Origin of the sequence: Paenibacillus sp. FSL F4-0097, from assembly GCF_038593125.1 — a bacterium.
Taxonomy (GTDB): Bacteria; Bacillota; Bacilli; order Paenibacillales; family Paenibacillaceae; genus Paenibacillus_AQ; species Paenibacillus_AQ odorifer.
In genome coordinates this window covers 2834043-2849098 of sequence record NZ_CP151965.1, presented here as the reverse complement: position 1 = coordinate 2849098, position 15056 = coordinate 2834043, and the positions used below count along the sequence as shown (strand labels likewise).

General features: G+C 45.7%; 14 protein-coding genes. 1 reads left to right on the top strand and 13 read right to left on the bottom strand.

What is annotated here, in order from left to right; all coding sequences use genetic code 11:
* Positions 1-136 precede the first annotated feature (136 nt).
* The 9 genes from fmt to MHH86_RS12670 all read right to left on the bottom strand — a co-directional run bounded on the left by fmt (position 137) and on the right by MHH86_RS12670 (position 9577).
* Positions 137-1072 (bottom strand): methionyl-tRNA formyltransferase, encoded by a 936-nt coding sequence (fmt, locus tag MHH86_RS12710; protein ID WP_036686194.1) that lies wholly within the window; start codon positions 1070-1072, stop codon positions 137-139.
* A 5-nt stretch (positions 1073-1077) separates the two neighbouring features.
* The gene (gene def, locus MHH86_RS12705; RefSeq protein ID WP_036686193.1) at positions 1078-1557 is read right to left on the bottom strand and encodes a peptide deformylase; all 480 of its coding nucleotides are present in this window, start codon (positions 1555-1557) and stop codon (positions 1078-1080) included.
* A gap of 85 nt (positions 1558-1642) precedes the next feature.
* Positions 1643-4174: a primosomal protein N' gene (gene priA / locus MHH86_RS12700; RefSeq protein ID WP_036686191.1), complete on the bottom strand. Its 2532-nt coding sequence runs from the start codon at positions 4172-4174 to the stop codon at positions 1643-1645.
* Entirely contained in the window at positions 4174-5409 is a 1236-nt protein-coding gene (gene coaBC / locus MHH86_RS12695; RefSeq protein ID WP_076099572.1) for a bifunctional phosphopantothenoylcysteine decarboxylase/phosphopantothenate--cysteine ligase CoaBC, read from the bottom strand. Before coaBC ends, priA begins: the two co-directional genes overlap by 1 nt.
* Before the next feature lie 216 nt (positions 5410-5625).
* The gene (gene rpoZ, locus MHH86_RS12690) at positions 5626-5826 is read right to left on the bottom strand and encodes a DNA-directed RNA polymerase subunit omega (RefSeq protein WP_036686188.1); all 201 of its coding nucleotides are present in this window, start codon (positions 5824-5826) and stop codon (positions 5626-5628) included.
* Between the two features lie 52 nt (positions 5827-5878).
* Positions 5879-6448, bottom strand: a complete 570-nt coding sequence (gene gmk / locus MHH86_RS12685; RefSeq protein WP_036686186.1) for a guanylate kinase — start codon at positions 6446-6448, stop codon at positions 5879-5881.
* A gap of 19 nt (positions 6449-6467) precedes the next feature.
* A complete protein-coding gene (locus MHH86_RS12680; RefSeq protein WP_006209218.1) occupies positions 6468-6728 on the bottom strand; it encodes a DUF370 domain-containing protein in 261 nt (86 codons plus the stop codon).
* Positions 6729-6776: 48 nt separating this feature from the next.
* Positions 6777-7670: a YicC/YloC family endoribonuclease gene (locus MHH86_RS12675; protein ID WP_036686185.1), complete on the bottom strand. Its 894-nt coding sequence runs from the start codon at positions 7668-7670 to the stop codon at positions 6777-6779.
* Positions 7671-7708: 38 nt separating this feature from the next.
* Positions 7709-9577 carry a bifunctional homocysteine S-methyltransferase/methylenetetrahydrofolate reductase gene (locus tag MHH86_RS12670; RefSeq protein WP_076317087.1) on the bottom strand — a complete coding sequence of 623 codons (1869 nt, stop codon included), beginning with the start codon at positions 9575-9577 and terminating at the stop codon, positions 7709-7711.
* 184 nt (positions 9578-9761) lie between these two features.
* Between MHH86_RS12670 and MHH86_RS12665 the strand changes: the two genes are divergently transcribed.
* Positions 9762-10019 (top strand): hypothetical protein, encoded by a 258-nt coding sequence (locus MHH86_RS12665; RefSeq protein ID WP_036686181.1) that lies wholly within the window; start codon positions 9762-9764, stop codon positions 10017-10019.
* Here the strand turns inward: MHH86_RS12665 and MHH86_RS12660 are convergent.
* The 4 genes from MHH86_RS12660 to dapF form a co-directional block, all read right to left on the bottom strand.
* Positions 9992-11092 (bottom strand): GerAB/ArcD/ProY family transporter, encoded by a 1101-nt coding sequence (locus tag MHH86_RS12660; RefSeq protein ID WP_036686178.1) that lies wholly within the window; start codon positions 11090-11092, stop codon positions 9992-9994. The two genes, MHH86_RS12665 and MHH86_RS12660, sit on opposite strands and share 28 nt — an antisense overlap.
* A gap of 22 nt (positions 11093-11114) precedes the next feature.
* On the bottom strand, positions 11115-12401 hold the full coding sequence (locus tag MHH86_RS12655; RefSeq protein WP_081383702.1) for a Ger(x)C family spore germination protein: 1287 nt from the start codon (positions 12399-12401) through the stop codon (positions 11115-11117).
* Entirely contained in the window at positions 12319-13980 is a 1662-nt protein-coding gene (locus MHH86_RS12650) for a spore germination protein (protein WP_063829831.1), read from the bottom strand. The genes MHH86_RS12655 and MHH86_RS12650 overlap by 83 nt, the downstream gene beginning before the upstream one ends.
* 146 nt (positions 13981-14126) lie before the next feature.
* Entirely contained in the window at positions 14127-14963 is an 837-nt protein-coding gene (gene dapF / locus MHH86_RS12645; RefSeq protein ID WP_036686176.1) for a diaminopimelate epimerase, read from the bottom strand.
* Positions 14964-15056 lie beyond the last annotated feature (93 nt).

The following is a 15056-nucleotide window of genomic DNA, read 5'->3' as shown; positions in this document are numbered from 1 at the left end:
TCCCGGGCAGAAGCAGGGGTAACCTTACCCTTGTTGCCAGCTCTGCCGTTGTTGCCAACTGCTTTAGAGTTATTCCCCTGTCTCTTACCAGCGCTAGGATTTACTGCTGATCGGCCAACACCATTTCCACCGCCGCTCAACCTAACACCGTCCCTGGCTTCATAACAGCACCACGGCTAAAATCGGCCGCACTCATTGCTTTTTTGCCAGCAGGTTGAACCGTTGTCAGCAGCAGACTTCCGTCACCTGTCTTCACTTCGACACCTCGTTCAGTTACAGAAAGCACCGTTCCTGGAGCACTATCACTTGCTTTCTGCGCTTCAGGCAGCTTAGAAGCCCAAGCTTTAAAGGTCTCACCATTCCAGAGCGTAAATGCGCCGGAAAAAGGAACTAATCCACGAATTCGATTATAGTTGTCACGTGAGCTAGCGTTCCAATCCAAGCGTTCATCCTCGCGATTAAGGTTAGGGGCATAAGTTGCCTCACTATCGTCTTGCTGAACAGCTTGAACTTTTCCGCTTACTAAACGTGGCATTTCAGACTTTAACAGATCTCGTCCAGCCAGGCTCAGCTTCTCAAAAAGAGTTCCAGAGGTATCCCCATCCTCAATAGCCACTTCGACACGAGAGATCATGTCACCGGTATCCAGCCCCTCAGCCATATACATCAAAGTAACGCCGGTCACTTTCTCACCATTGATGATACTGCGCTGAATCGGAGCACCTCCCCGATATTTAGGAAGCAACGAACCGTGTACATTCACACAACCATTCCGCGGTAAGTCCAACACAGCTTTAGGCAAAATTTGACCATAAGCAGCCGTGACGATCAAATCCGGCTCATATGCTGCCAGCTCGGCGACTGCCTCAGGACGACGCATGCGTTCTGGCTGAAGCACAGGTAATCCGAGAGCTAATGCGGCTTCCTTAACTGGTGAAGGAGCCAAGATCTTTTTTCTCCCCTGCGGACGATCTGGTTGGGTGATGACAGCTACAACTTCATAGCCTTCATCTACCAGCATTTGCAAGCTTGGCACCGCAAAAGCTGGAGTTCCCATGAATACAATCTTCATATTCCTCACTCCTCAGTCTCGTTAGCAGTCATCTCGTATACTTTTTCAGCGATATCTGTAAATAGAACTCCATTCAAATGGTCAATCTCATGCTGAAAAGCCCGGGCAAGTAAACCACTGCCGGTTATCGTAATCTCTTTTCCCTCACGGTTAAGGCCACGTACAGTTACAGTCTCCGCACGGCGAACATCACCATTCAAGCCAGGAATACTAAGACATCCTTCTGGTCCTAGCTGTTCACCTTCCATGCTGATGATTTCAGGGTTAATCATTTTGATCAATCCATGCTCTTCATCCGCATCCACCACAATTAGACGTTTCAAAATTCCGACTTGGGGTGCCGCCAGCCCTACTCCTTCAGCGTCATACATCGTATGTGCCATATCATCCAGCAATTTTTTAACATTAGGAGTAACTACAGCTACTTCTTTAGCTTTTTTGTGCAATACTTCATCTGGTTCTTTAACGATCAAACGTATAGCCATTACAAAACACCTTCCCGTTCTGAACATTTCTATATTTAAAGTCAATTGATAAAGCTCTTTTTTTACATTGTAACATGATACGGATTTACATCAACATCTGCGGATCCACATCAATGCTGATCTGAAGACCGGTATCCCGCACAGAATCCTCTAACTCTTCAGCCACTTGGCGGACAAGTCCAATCACATCGATGGCGCCGCGCCATTTTATCATACACTGGAATCTATATCTACCCTTTAATCGAGGGATAGGTGATGCCACAGGACCCAACAGATCTAACACATCGCTGGTTAGCTTATCGAGACTTCCATACCACCTTAGCTGTCTGGCCTTTCCCTGAAGATTCAGAGCATAATTCTCTGCCATCCGCAGTAGAAGCGGCAGCTGTTCATGAGACAATGTGACCAGGATGAGTCTGCAATATGGCGGATAATGGAGACCTCTGCGATGCTTCAGCTCTTCACGTACAAAAGAGAGATAGTCATGTCCGCTGGCATGAATAATAGAATAATGCTCTGGCGTATAGGACTGAACGACCACTTCGCCTGGAAGCTGGTGCCGGCCTGCTCTGCCTGCAACTTGTGTAAGCAATTGGAATGTCTTCTCTGCTGCGCGAAAATCGGGCAGGTTCAAAGCTGAATCTGCTGTGATTACACCAACAAGAGTGACATCTGGAAAATCCAGTCCCTTTGCTACCATCTGAGTGCCCAGGAGAACATCCGCTTTTTTGTCTCTAAATTGGTTCAGCAGCTTCTCATGCGAGCCCTTTTCTGTTGTTGTGTCCACATCCATACGAATCACTCGTATGCCTGGGAATAGCTTACCAAGCTCTTCCTCCACCCGCTGTGTACCCGTTCCGAAAAACCGGATATGCTCACTACCACACTCCGGACAAAGCTTAGGTGCTGGTTCAGCATGTCCGCAATAATGACAACGCAAATTGTCACTACGGCTATGATACGTTAGTGAGATATCACATTCTGGACAACCGGCTACGTAACCACAGCTACGACACATGACAAAGGTTGAGAAACCTCTACGGTTAAGCAGCAGCACCGTCTGTTCTCCGCGTTCCAGCCTCTCTTCCAGTGCTGAATGAAGCTTTCGGCTGAACATCGAACGGTTGCCTTCTTTAAGCTCTTCCCGCATGTCTACTACGTTCACCTTTGGAAGTTCATTTCCAAGCGCACGGGTAGGCATTTCTAGCAGTACCGGTGAAAAGTGAATATCACTCTGCGATCTTGCAGCATGATAGCTTTCCAGCGAAGGCGTAGCAGAACCTAGAATCACAGCTGCCCCACACTGTTCCGCTCTACGAATAGCAGCATCACGGGCATGATATTTCGGATTCTCCTCCTGTTTATAAGAGGTCTCATGTTCTTCATCCATAATAATCAACCCTAGGTTGGAGAAAGGAGCAAACACGGCCGATCTTGCGCCTACAGCGACTGTGGCCTTTCCTTCACGGATTTTACGCCACTCATCGTATCGCTCACCAACAGACAGCCGGCTATGCATAACCGCGACCCCGCTGCCGAACCGCCCCTTAAACCGCTCCACCATTTGTGGTGTTAAAGCAATCTCTGGCACAAGAACAACAGCCTGTCTGCCCTGATCTAAACAGCGTTTAATACATTGCAAATAGATCTCTGTCTTACCACTACCCGTAACTCCATGAAGCAGAAATACTTCGTGAAGCTGCTCCTCTAAGGTTCGAGAAATTCTTGTATATACGACCTCTTGTTCCGCAGTAAGCGGTAGAGGTGTGGTAGGTTTAAAATCTCGCCCTTGATAAGGATCGCGATAGACTTCAATTTCACTGATCTCGATAAAACCTTTTTCCTCCAAGGCCTTTACAGTACTTGCCGTTACTTGGAGTGCAGACAAAACTTCTTTAAGAGCCATGGGGAGTGTAGCTTCCATATCAACTAAAAAGCTCAGAACTTCCTTCTGGCGTGCGGATTTTTTTGGGAATTTGTTCAAAGCCTCACGGGCAGCAGTGACACCTATCGCCAGATCGACTGCCTTGAGCTTTTTCTTGCCCATTTTATCCTTAATGGATTGACTCTCTATAAGTACTCCACGCCGCAGCATGAACTTCACCGTCTCAGCAGCCTCAGGAAATGCACGAGTAAGCTGCTTCATGGAAACTTCGCCACTACGTCCAATAAATTCTGTGATTAGTCGTTCCTCATCCCCTGTGTCGGCAAACATTGGGAACAATTCATCCTCTGGAAATGCTGTCTCTTCCTGCACATCTCCAAGTGAAATCAGCCGTTCTGCCTTCCCTTTTAGAGCGGTGGGCAACATCGCTTGCAGTGCTGAAATTCGTCTACATGCATATCTTTTACTCATCCAGTCCGCAAGCTCAACTAATTCAGGAGATAAAGGCGGAAGCAAATCCAACACTTCTTGAATAGGCTTCAGGCTAGGACTCACTAGGGTCTCGCCTGATTCTAGAGATACTACAAAACCTTGGACTGTCCGGTGCCCAAACGGAACGGCTACCCGACTGCCCACTTCAATCCATAACTTCAGGGATTCTGGAATACTATAATCAAATGGCCGGTCAGTGCTGCGTACAGGCACATCCACAATGACCTTGGCGATATCCATTATAATGAAGCTCCAGTAATCCGCTCTGCCACGAGCGTCAGCAAATGACGAGCAACCTCATCCTTCGACAATTGTGGCAATTCAAGCACCAATCCATTCACATCATATATCGAAACGATATTCGTATCCGCTCCAAATCCGGCTCCTGCAGCCGCTACATTGTTAGCAACGATGAGATCGCAGTTTTTGCGGACCAGCTTGTCCTTAGCATAAAATTCCGTATTGCCCGTTTCCGCAGCAAAGCCGACCAAAAACTGCTTGTTTTTGGTCTTACCGAGTGTTTCCAGAATATCCGTTGTCTTCACAAGCTCAAGCGTCATCGTCTCTCCGCTTTTTTTAATCTTGGAAGGCTCACTATGCTTCGGACGGTAATCCGATACAGCAGCCGCCTTGATCATAATGTCGCAGCTGTCCCACAGTGCGGTAACTGCTTCATACATTTCCTGTGCAGATTGAACACGAATGACTGAAATCTCTGGTTCCTGTGGAGGAGCCTCATCTGTACGCGCAGCAATCAACGTTACCTCAGCACCCATTGCACGTGCAGCACGTGCTAGCGCGAAGCCCATTTTACCGGATGAATCATTGGAGATATAACGCACTGGATCAATCCGTTCTACCGTTCCACCCGCTGTGATGACGATTTTTTTACCCGCAAGAGGTTTGGATGCGACGCTTGCTTGGTGTGCAAAAAAATTCTCAACCACACTCACAATAGCCTCTGGCTCTTCTAGCCGACCTTTGCCAACGTATCCACATGCCAGCAGTCCTTCACCAGGCTCAATAAACTGAATGCCCCGGCTAGCGAGAATATTCAAATTATTAAGTACAGCTGGATGCTGATACATATGAACATTCATAGCTGGTGCAACCATAATAGGAGCCGTAGTAGCAAGCAGTGTAGTAGATAACATATCATCGGCGATCCCGTGTGCCATTTTGGCAATTATATTTGCGGTTGCGGGTGCTACCAGCACAAGATCCGCAGCATCTGCCAGATCAATATGTGAAATGGAGGATGGATCTCTCTCCTGGAATGTATCGCTATATACTCGTTGCTTCGATAGTGACTGTAGAGTTAATTCTGTAATGAACTGCTTCGCCGAAGCTGTCATAATGACATGAACCTCGGCTCCTTTTTGGACAAGCTTACTGGTCAAGGACGCCGCTTTATAAGCAGCAATTCCTCCTGTGATCCCAAGTAAAATAGTCTTCCCCTTCAAGCTCTTCAACATGATCTCCCCCCTGTTCCCTACTCTTACAACGAATGGCTATCTTTACGACGAGAAAAAAATAACAACCTTCCGGTTGTCATAAAGAGCCCGGTTCTGGGCTTTCATCATAAATTTAAGACCCGTAATTGCTCCATAACCCAAGAAGAAACGGCAGCGCCTCAAAACAAATAGGCGGCATCCGTTTCTACAATAGGTCATTATTACTTATACTTGAGACTACTCTTCACCGCGGGTTAGAGTAATGCGATCTTCGTAAATTTCCTCAAGAGCAACACCAACAAATTTATGCGATCTAGGATTCTTCACATCTGTCTTGCCACCCTCACGCAATTGTCTAGCACGACGTGCAGCAGCGACAACGAGCGAATACTTACTGTCAACCTTAGTCATCATTTCATCAATGGATGGATATAGCACTGGGACACCTCTTCATAGTTTACTGTTAATACCATTTGACCTTCAGCATAAATTATCTGACTTTACAATGTTCGGCGATAATAATGCTTTCTATTCTCTTACAAGCCAGATCAATCTCATCATTCACTACAGCATAATCATAATGCTGCATTAAGTTGATCTCATCTTCCGCTACAGTCATGCGGTGATCGATCACATCTGGATGCTCAGTACCCCGTCCGCGAATGCGGTCCTTCAACTCGTCCATGGATGGAGGAAGAAGGAACACAAAAATCCCTTCAGGAAATTTCTCTTTGACTTTGAGAGCTCCTTGAACCTCAATTTCGAGAATAATGTCTTTGCCGCTATTGAGAGTTCTCTCTACAAAATCACGGGGAGTACCGTAATAATTACCTACGTACTCCGCGTATTCAAGCAATTGATCGGCTTCGATCATTGTCATAAATTCCTCTTTGCTTTTGAAAAAATAGTTGACGCCATCTTCCTCACCCGCACGCGGACTGCGAGTAGTAGCAGAAACTGAGTAGACAAGTTCGGGCATCTTCGGACGTAGTGCAGTACAAACAGTACCTTTACCCACGCCGGAAGGTCCGGATAATATGATGAGCAATCCTTTTGACATAATACACTCCATTTAGTTGTTATTCGTCGTTGTCGTCATCTTTACTGGATAAGCGATGCGCCACAGTCTCCGGCTGTACAGCCGATAGGATGACATGATCACTATCTGTAATGATTACGGCACGAGTCCGTCGGCCATAGGTGGCGTCGATCAACATATGCCGATCACGTGCCTCCTGGATAATACGTTTGATTGGTGCAGATTCCGGACTGACGATAGAAATAATGCGGTTGGCAGACACAATATTTCCAAAGCCAATGTTAATAAGTTTGATTGCCATGTTCCGGTAGTTCCCCCCATAAAGTTCTATGCTATTACCTATTCCCGATTACTCTATGTTCGCAGCTTGTTCTCGAATCTTCTCCAGTTCTGCTTTCATATCTAGCACAAGACCCACGAGAGTTAGATGATTGCATTTCGATCCGATTGTATTCGTCTCACGGTTCATCTCCTGAATGAGAAAATCCAGTTTGCGTCCTACCGGTCCTTTCCCCTTCAGGAGGGCTCTGCATTGCTCGAAATGACTATACAACCGGGTCAACTCTTCATCAATATTACAGCGATCTGCAAAAATAGCGATCTCCATCCCGAATTTATGCTCATCAAAAGCGAACGTCCCATCATTTAGTTCATTCAATCGATGTCGAAGTTTCTCACGATATTCAATGATTACGACAGGTGCAAGTTCAACCATTTCAGCATGCATGTTCTCAAGATGGTTCAGGCGCTGTTCAATATCTGCGGCTAGATAACTGCCTTCACGGGCGCGCATCTCCAGCAGAGACTGCAAACACTGCTCAAGTCCCGCCTCCAATACTTCGGAGTAGTCTTCTAATGTCGCAGACACGGCACCCGCAGCCTCGTCTTTGCTGTCCATAATACCGGGTATAGAAAGTATATCACGTAAAGTCAACTCACCAGTCAAACCATATTCGTTCTTAAGCTGCTCTGCTGCCTTTAGATAGGTCATTACAGCAGAGTGATTCAGAACCGGTCTAACTGTCGACTCATCGTGCTCTCTATTGATGGTAACATCTATTCTTCCCCGTTTGATGTGCTGTTGAACCTTTCTTCTCAACACATCCTCATAACCCGTCCAATCCCGGGGCATCCGCAGTACAACTTCGCAGTACCGGTGATTCACCGATTTCACTTCGAACATAATCTTGTAGCCGCCGAATTGCAGGGACGATTGACCGTATCCGGTCATGCTAAATGACAACGGAATCACATCCATTACACTATTGTAATTGATTATTACTAGCGAAACAAGGGGGACAATTTGCGTCCTGATTTCTCCCACACATACTCCATTAGCTGTGCGCTCATATCATAGAACATGAACGGAGTCATCAGATAGATTCCATTAAAATGGGCAGTAGCAACATCTAACAGTTCCTTAGCGATAGCGACACCTTCTGCTCTTCCAGCTTCCCCTTCAAGTCCCTTCATGCGGTTGCGGACATCGTCCGTAAGCTGAATACCGGGAACCTCATTATGTAGAAACTCTGCATTACGTCCGCTTGCCAGTGGCATAACACCAATGAATACGGGGATTTCCAGATGTGCTGTTGCCTCAGCTATCTTCACGATAAGTTCCTGATCATAGACAGGCTGGGTCATAATATAGTCGGCACCAGAGGCAATTTTCTTCTCCAGACGTTGCACTGCCTTATCCAAATGTTTAACATTCGGGTTAAATGCAGCTCCGATTACAAAATTCGCTTTCTGTTTCAAAGGTTTACCTGAGAAGGAAATCCCGTCATTCAGCTGCTTGATCATTCTAATAATCTCAAAAGAGGTTAAATCATAAACCGAGCTTGAGCCGGGAAGATCTCCAAATTTCGCAGGATCACCTGTTACAGCCAGCACATGATCAATTCCAAGCGCATCAAAACCCATCAAATGGGATTGAGTACCAATCAAATTACGATCCCGGCAAGCAATATGCACTAGCGGACGAAGTCCAGTTTTAGCGTGCACCAAATGTCCCAAAGCCATGTTGCTCATCCGTGTGACAGCCAGGGAGTTGTCGGCGAGTGTCAGCGCATCCGCGCCTGCTCTTCTCAAAACTTCTGCGCCCTGCATAAACTTTGCAATATCCAATTCACGAGGTGGATCAAGCTCAACAATAACCGTATGTCGTTCCTTTACCAGATCAACCAGGTTCGGCTCTCTACCCTCTCTATCCTCATCGCCAAAATTCTCTTGCAGCGATACACGCTCCACTGCAGGTGGCAACGGTTTAGGAAGCGGTTGCGGTACATAATTCTTCAGTGCAGAGGAGATTTCTGCGATATGCTGCGGAGTTGTACCACAGCAACCACCGATTATCCGGCAGCCCATCTCCGCGAAAGTCTGTGCCATTTGGCCAAAATATTCTGGTGAAGCCCCGTACCGGTATTCTCCGTCTACATAATCCGCCACACCCGCATTTGGATACACAGAGGCTGGCAGAACCAGATTCCCTTGTACAGCTTTGAGCGCTCGCTTCATTCCGTTCGGGCCTGTGTTACAGTTAAATCCGATAACATCAGCGCCATCGCCTTCCAGAATACGAAAGGCTTCTGGCAAAGTTAATCCATCTAATGTGCGTGCCGTTTCATCGACAGCTAATTGGCAAACTACAGGAAGCGAGCTGATCTTGCGGAGCGTTCTTAGAGCTAAATGCAGTTCCTCAACATCGTAAAAGGTTTCCAGCATAATGCCATCTACGTCCTCTTCTAGCAATGCAGCAATCTGCTGTGTAAAATATTTTTTCAGCTCTGTGGAAGAGAGATTCGCACGTTTGCCCGCACGAATAGATCCTACAGCTCCTAATACATACCCATGATCTCCAGCAGCCTGGCGAGCGATTCTAACCCCGGCTCGATTTATTTCCTCAACCTTGGATTCTAGACCATATTTGGACAGCCTGTCATAGTTCGCCGAGAAGGTGTTGCTTTCCAGCAGCACTGCCCCTGCCTCAATATAGCTGCGATGAACATCTTCGATTACCCCCGGAGAGGTCAAATTTAATTCTTCATAGGAAATGCCGACCGGGAAACCCTTCTGATATAAGTAGGTCCCCATCGCTCCGTCTCCGACTAATACTTTATTTCCCCATGCGGAACGTAAATCCGGCTTCACAACAAGATCCTCCCCTGCCACATTAGTTTCTAACTTTAGTTTCATACTAATGTAACATAAATCGGTATGGATGATAAGCTTTACAAAAGAAAAGCATTTAGACCAAAATATCACCATGCATGTTCATATGTAAAAAGCTTCATACTAACGTTAATGCCGTTATTTCCATAAAGGAGAGAATACTTTGAAGAAAAAAACAAGAAAGTTTCTGATCCGAAAATACGCTGTAACTTTACTGCTAGCCACTCTCTGCTTGCTGTATATTTATTTGCTAGATTGGCTGTATGGCTATGGGCTGGGTAACGTCGGGTATATCCTTAACTATCTATTCTATACCGCCTCTGAGAAAGCTACTGCTTGTATTTTGCTGCTCTGCTTGTTCATCCCCGATATCTATTACTGGAAAACAGGACATCAACCAGAACGTGGCGGGGAAAGATGACTTCTTATCGCCGCAACGATGATAAGAATTACAGGGATCAACACCATAAAGAAGGGGAAAATCGTATATAACAATCTCCCCCCCTCATTAATATGTTCAGTAAAGCTCCGCGCATTCAACATCGAGCTGAACAGAATGATCAGAGCACAGGGATAGACCATTCTCCGGTAAGGAATCTTGAACAATTCCGAAATTCCTATAAGTGCGGCCGCAAAAAACACAGACATTTTGAAAAAAACGCCGATAATCAGCACCATAACAATTAGAATATCCACACGTTGAATAAAATCGGAGATTGAAATCTTGCTAATCGTGGGCATCAGAGGGAGGGGTGACCGTTTCACTATATCTGTGCCAAGCACGGAAATATTCAGCATCATAGTCAGACTTAAGAGCAAACCTGAAACAAATATCCCCGCGGCGATGACCCAAGGACCTTTTTTAACATTGTTCAGATAGGGCATCAGCATGGTAAAACAAATCATTTCACCAAAAGGGAACATATAGTTCTGGCGAATAACAGAATCAATCACAGGCTGGAACCCATTCTCAAAAATAGGAAGTAATCGATTCAAATTAATTGAGCCCGATAACATCAGCATGATCGAGCAAAATATTCCTATCAGCATTACAAGAGTTGCGAATACCAATGAAGTTCGGGATAATACCTCTACTCCTTTATGCAAAACATACGCAGAAGATAAGATCATCAACGTTGAAATAATAAACAAAGGTGTGCGGTGCATAGTAGCCATAACCAGCATGGAACTGCCATCCCGTAAATCACGACCCGCTAAATTGAGGAATAGGGTAATGTAGAGAACGGAAATCACCGTACCTAAGGATTTTCCCAATAGCTTGCGGGTATAAGCCGTTAAGGGGAGATCCGGAAACTTTCTGTACAAATAAGTGTACCCCGAAAATACAATCAAACCGATCAAATTTCCGAGGAGTATGGAAATCCACGCATCTTTACCAGACTCCATCCCAAGATTCACTACCAGCGCTGTTCCCAGCTCAAACAACAAAGTCAACGTGAAAAATTGGAGTAGTCCTATTTTTATCTTTCCCATAGCTGTCCCTCCTTTATTGTCATTACTTATTCTTGGATTGAAAGGAATCACTTCGCATATCCGTATGCCTGATCACAGCATCAGCCTCGATATTAATCTGGCAGGTTTCAAATATACTCTCCCAATGATCTTTTACTTGTTTCCAGCCACGTGGATTAGCTCTTTCTACTGCTTCACCGAAACCTAGATAATCACTTTTTAATGAACGGGCAGTTGCTATGGCAGCGCGGATCTGTTCTTGAATATTCTTTTCCAAAAGCTTCGAAAGATCGTTTAACACTGTTGGATCTGTTAGATCCAAGCCATTGGGCGATTCCTTTAATCCAGCCTGCTGAGTGACATTAACCGTGAAGATAGGATGCTCTATATCTTTCGCATCCGCATGGATATGTACCTGTGATAAATACACATTAAACGATATATAGTCCTTCTCCCCTATCGAGACCAATACCGGCATCTGAGATATTTTATTCTTAAGTAGAACGGTACCGATCGCCTCTTCGCCGAGCAGCCATCCTTTAAGCTTGTCTTCTTTAAAAGCTGCAAGACCGGTAACCTTTATTATGGTCTTCGGACTTAAGTTCTTTAAATTATCGTTGCTCTCCCTCTGGTCCAAATCTCCAGTCACTAGCACGCCATTGATCACAGGCCCCCCACCCGGAACCTGAATCCCCCGGATAATATCATCCACTTCCATCCGATAGTTATATCCGAATTGTTTAGAGGTTGTCTGCAGCTTCTCCACCAAATCATTGGCTGGAATCCTTCCGAACACGGTCATAGTCGTCATACATTCACTTGCAGGCTGTCCCTTGGAAATAAAAATCAGGCTTGTCAGCCGGGTTTCGCTTTCCCTTTCCAGCACATCCATGATATCCTTGATGCCTTCTTGAGCGAACTTCTCGGAAATGATGACCACCCTAATATGTCCTAAAGACAAAAAACGTGCAGTCTGACGCGAGGCATTAGCTAATGCTTCAAACATAGTGCGGCCGCTACCTTTATAAACCGAAACAGGTGAAGTTCCTCTAGCGTTCTTCCCAGAGATTTCGTCAGCAACGATAACCTGAAAGGATAATACATATTTCTCTTCTTCTGTAGGTCCTCTATCTATGGACACACCGGAAACGATGGCTCTTCTGTTTAATTCCACACTATCCCAGCAGCCTGTGAGACTAAGACAGATCAATACGCAAGGTAAAAGTCCTGCTAAGAAAAAATTGCATTTACTCAGAATCTTGCTTTCCTTTCTTATGCGGCTGTGTCCCTTTAGTCTTATCAAGAATTTTTGGAGATAGGTTCTGTTCATGTCCGGTTGTGATCTCCTTCCCTTCTGAAATGTTCCCTTGCTGCGCAGTAGCAGGAGCTGGTTCTGCTGTGCCAAGCGCCCACAAAGGCAGCCTTAAGACGGCATCCTTCTGACCTCTGGATGACAAAGGCACTATTGGAGACAAATAAGGAACGCCAAAAGAACGCAGACTGTTCATATGTGCAACCAGTACGATTAAACCTAAAGTAATCCCGTAAAAACCAAACATACCGGCCAATATCAAAAAACCAAAACGGATAATTCTGCCCGCAATCGCCATGTTATACGCTGGAATGGCAAAGCTCGCAATCCCGGTCAACGCGACCACAATCACCATAACGGGCGTAATAATTCCAGCCTCTACCACGGCCTGACCAAGAATCAGAGCACCTACTACAGATACGGTCTGCCCAACTGCACGCGGCATTCTTACTCCCGCTTCCCGGATGATCTCAAACGCACCTTCCATTAGAATAGCTTCGACAAAAGCGGGGAAAGGCACATTTTCCCGTTGCGATAAAAGGTTGATCAGCAAAGTCGTAGGGATCATCTCATAATGAAACGTCGTCAAAGCTATATACACGGAAGGCCCTAGAATAAGCACGATAAAACTGATATACCGAATAATTCGCATCAGAATAGCAATATCGAACCTTTGCGCATAATCCGAAGCTGACTGAAAAAAAAGAGTGAAAACCGCAGGCAAAATCAATACAAAGGGGGTGCCATCTACGACAATCACTACCCTCCCTTCTAACAGATTCGTTGCAGCAACGTCTGGCCGCTCGCTGTTATTGATGGTTGGAAAAGGGGTAAAGGTCTTATCCTGAATCAGCTCTTCGATATAACCGGATTCCATGATGGCATCTACATTAATCTGCTGCAGCCGTTTTCTAACTTCTTCAACCAGCTTCTCGTCCGCAGTATCCTTGATGTACATTAAAGCCACATCGGTCTGAGTTACCGACCCGATCTTCACATGCTCGAGTCTTAGTTTGGGTGATCTTATTCTTCTGCGTATTAATGAGACATTCGTAGCCAAAGATTCAACAAAGCTATCCTTTGGACCACGCACAACTAGCTGAGTGGAGGGTTCAGTGACAGAACGTGCTTCCCCTCCTTCAGTCTCACACATGATGCCACTGTCATAACCTTCAATGAGAATCAGTGTCTTCCCAGAAAGAATTCCGAGCAGCACCTCGTTCCAATCCTCCTGCAGCTGCGCTTCACCTATTTCCAGGGCACGGTTTAAGATGAGGTCATTCAGATTATTTGCTGCAGTATTGCTTTCCTTGAGCATCTCATCCGTAATGGAGAGCAATGAACCCATTACAAATTGATTAACGGTTTCTGTCTTAGCTAGACCATTAAGATGTACCGCAGCAGCCTCAACAACGGATTCCTCACCAAGCTTTACCTGGCGGATTCTAAGATCCGGACTATCTCCCAGCTCGGTTATGATATTGTTTAGCGTCTGCTCCAGATAAATGGTTAATCTCACTCCAGAACCTGGACCTGCCGGGTCAGCTTGCTGTCCCTTACCGGATTTATTTTTTTTAGTTAACCCGTTGATGTTCAACAAGCTCCCCTCCTTTTTTTCATAAACTTTGTAGTATTATTCTCGGTTACTCCTTCCATTATTCGGCTGCTTAAAGTCACCTCAGGTTAGAAACACAAAAAAGGCAGTCCAAGAATGCGCTCTTGGACTGCCTTTTTATTATTTTTCTATATTGCTACACTGCCCGTGAATACGACCTCAGCAGGTCCAGTCATATACACATGATTATCCTCTTCATTCCATTCAATATAGAGATCGCCGCCCTTTAGACTAATCCAAGCTGCCCGGTCTGTAAGATCATTCAGCACAGAGGAGACAAGGGTTGCGCAGGCTCCAGTGCCACAGGCAAGCGTAGGTCCTGCCCCACGTTCCCAGACACGCATATCCACTCTGCCCCGATCCAGTACCGTTGCGAATTCAACGTTTACTTTTCTCGGGAATAAAGGATGTACCTCAAGCTTAGGTCCCCATGTGGCAAGATCAAAATTCACTGCATCTTCTACGTAAATCACGCAATGAGGATTTCCCATGGATACCGCTGTGAACTTAAATTCGGTTCCTTCCGCTTCAATCGGCTGAGCGAGCACTGGCTCTGCATCAATAGATACTGGAATTTGCAGACCGGACAATACAGGTTCGCCCATATCTACGGTTACAGTCTCCACAACACCGTCTTTCACGTTTAAAGTAACCTTTTGTTCACCGGCACCAATCGTTTCTATTACAATCTGCTCTGAGCTTACCAGTCCGTGGTCATATACATATTTAGAGACACAGCGAATGGCATTTCCGCACTGCTCCGCCTCCGAACCATCAGAATTCATAATACGCATCTTGAAATCGCCACGCTCAGAAGGCAGGATATATACCAGTCCGTCAGCACCGATTCCAAAGAACCGGTTGCATAGGGTTACAGCAAGCTCCGCTGCATTACTTGGCAGCTCTTGCTCGCCGAAAACAACGATGAAGTCATTACCGAGGCCGTGCATTTTTGTGAATTCCATTAAAAGTCCACTCCTAAAGGTTATGTTATGTTAGCATTCGCTTAAGCTTAAAGTTCTGTGTAATTGAGCATTTCGCAAGCATATGAGCGGTTA

Bases quoted from the DNA above. Each gene is read 5' to 3' on its own strand.
- MHH86_RS12655 (WP_081383702.1), bottom strand. From the start codon at position 12,401: ATGAACAGAACCTATCTCCAAAAATTCTTGATAAGACTAAAGGGACAC.
- def (WP_036686193.1), bottom strand. From the start codon at position 1,557: ATGGCTATACGTTTGATCGTTAAAGAACCAGATGAAGTATTGCACAAA.
- fmt (WP_036686194.1), bottom strand. From the start codon at position 1,072: ATGAAGATTGTATTCATGGGAACTCCAGCTTTTGCGGTGCCAAGCTTG.
- priA (WP_036686191.1), bottom strand. From the start codon at position 4,174: ATGGATATCGCCAAGGTCATTGTGGATGTGCCTGTACGCAGCACTGAC.
- gmk (WP_036686186.1), bottom strand. From the start codon at position 6,448: ATGTCAAAAGGATTGCTCATCATATTATCCGGACCTTCCGGCGTGGGT.
- coaBC (WP_076099572.1), bottom strand. From the start codon at position 5,409: ATGTTGAAGAGCTTGAAGGGGAAGACTATTTTACTTGGGATCACAGGA.
- MHH86_RS12660 (WP_036686178.1), bottom strand. From the start codon at position 11,092: ATGGGAAAGATAAAAATAGGACTACTCCAATTTTTCACGTTGACTTTG.
- MHH86_RS12680 (WP_006209218.1), bottom strand. From the start codon at position 6,728: ATGGCAATCAAACTTATTAACATTGGCTTTGGAAATATTGTGTCTGCC.
- dapF (WP_036686176.1), bottom strand. From the start codon at position 14,963: ATGGAATTCACAAAAATGCACGGCCTCGGTAATGACTTCATCGTTGTT.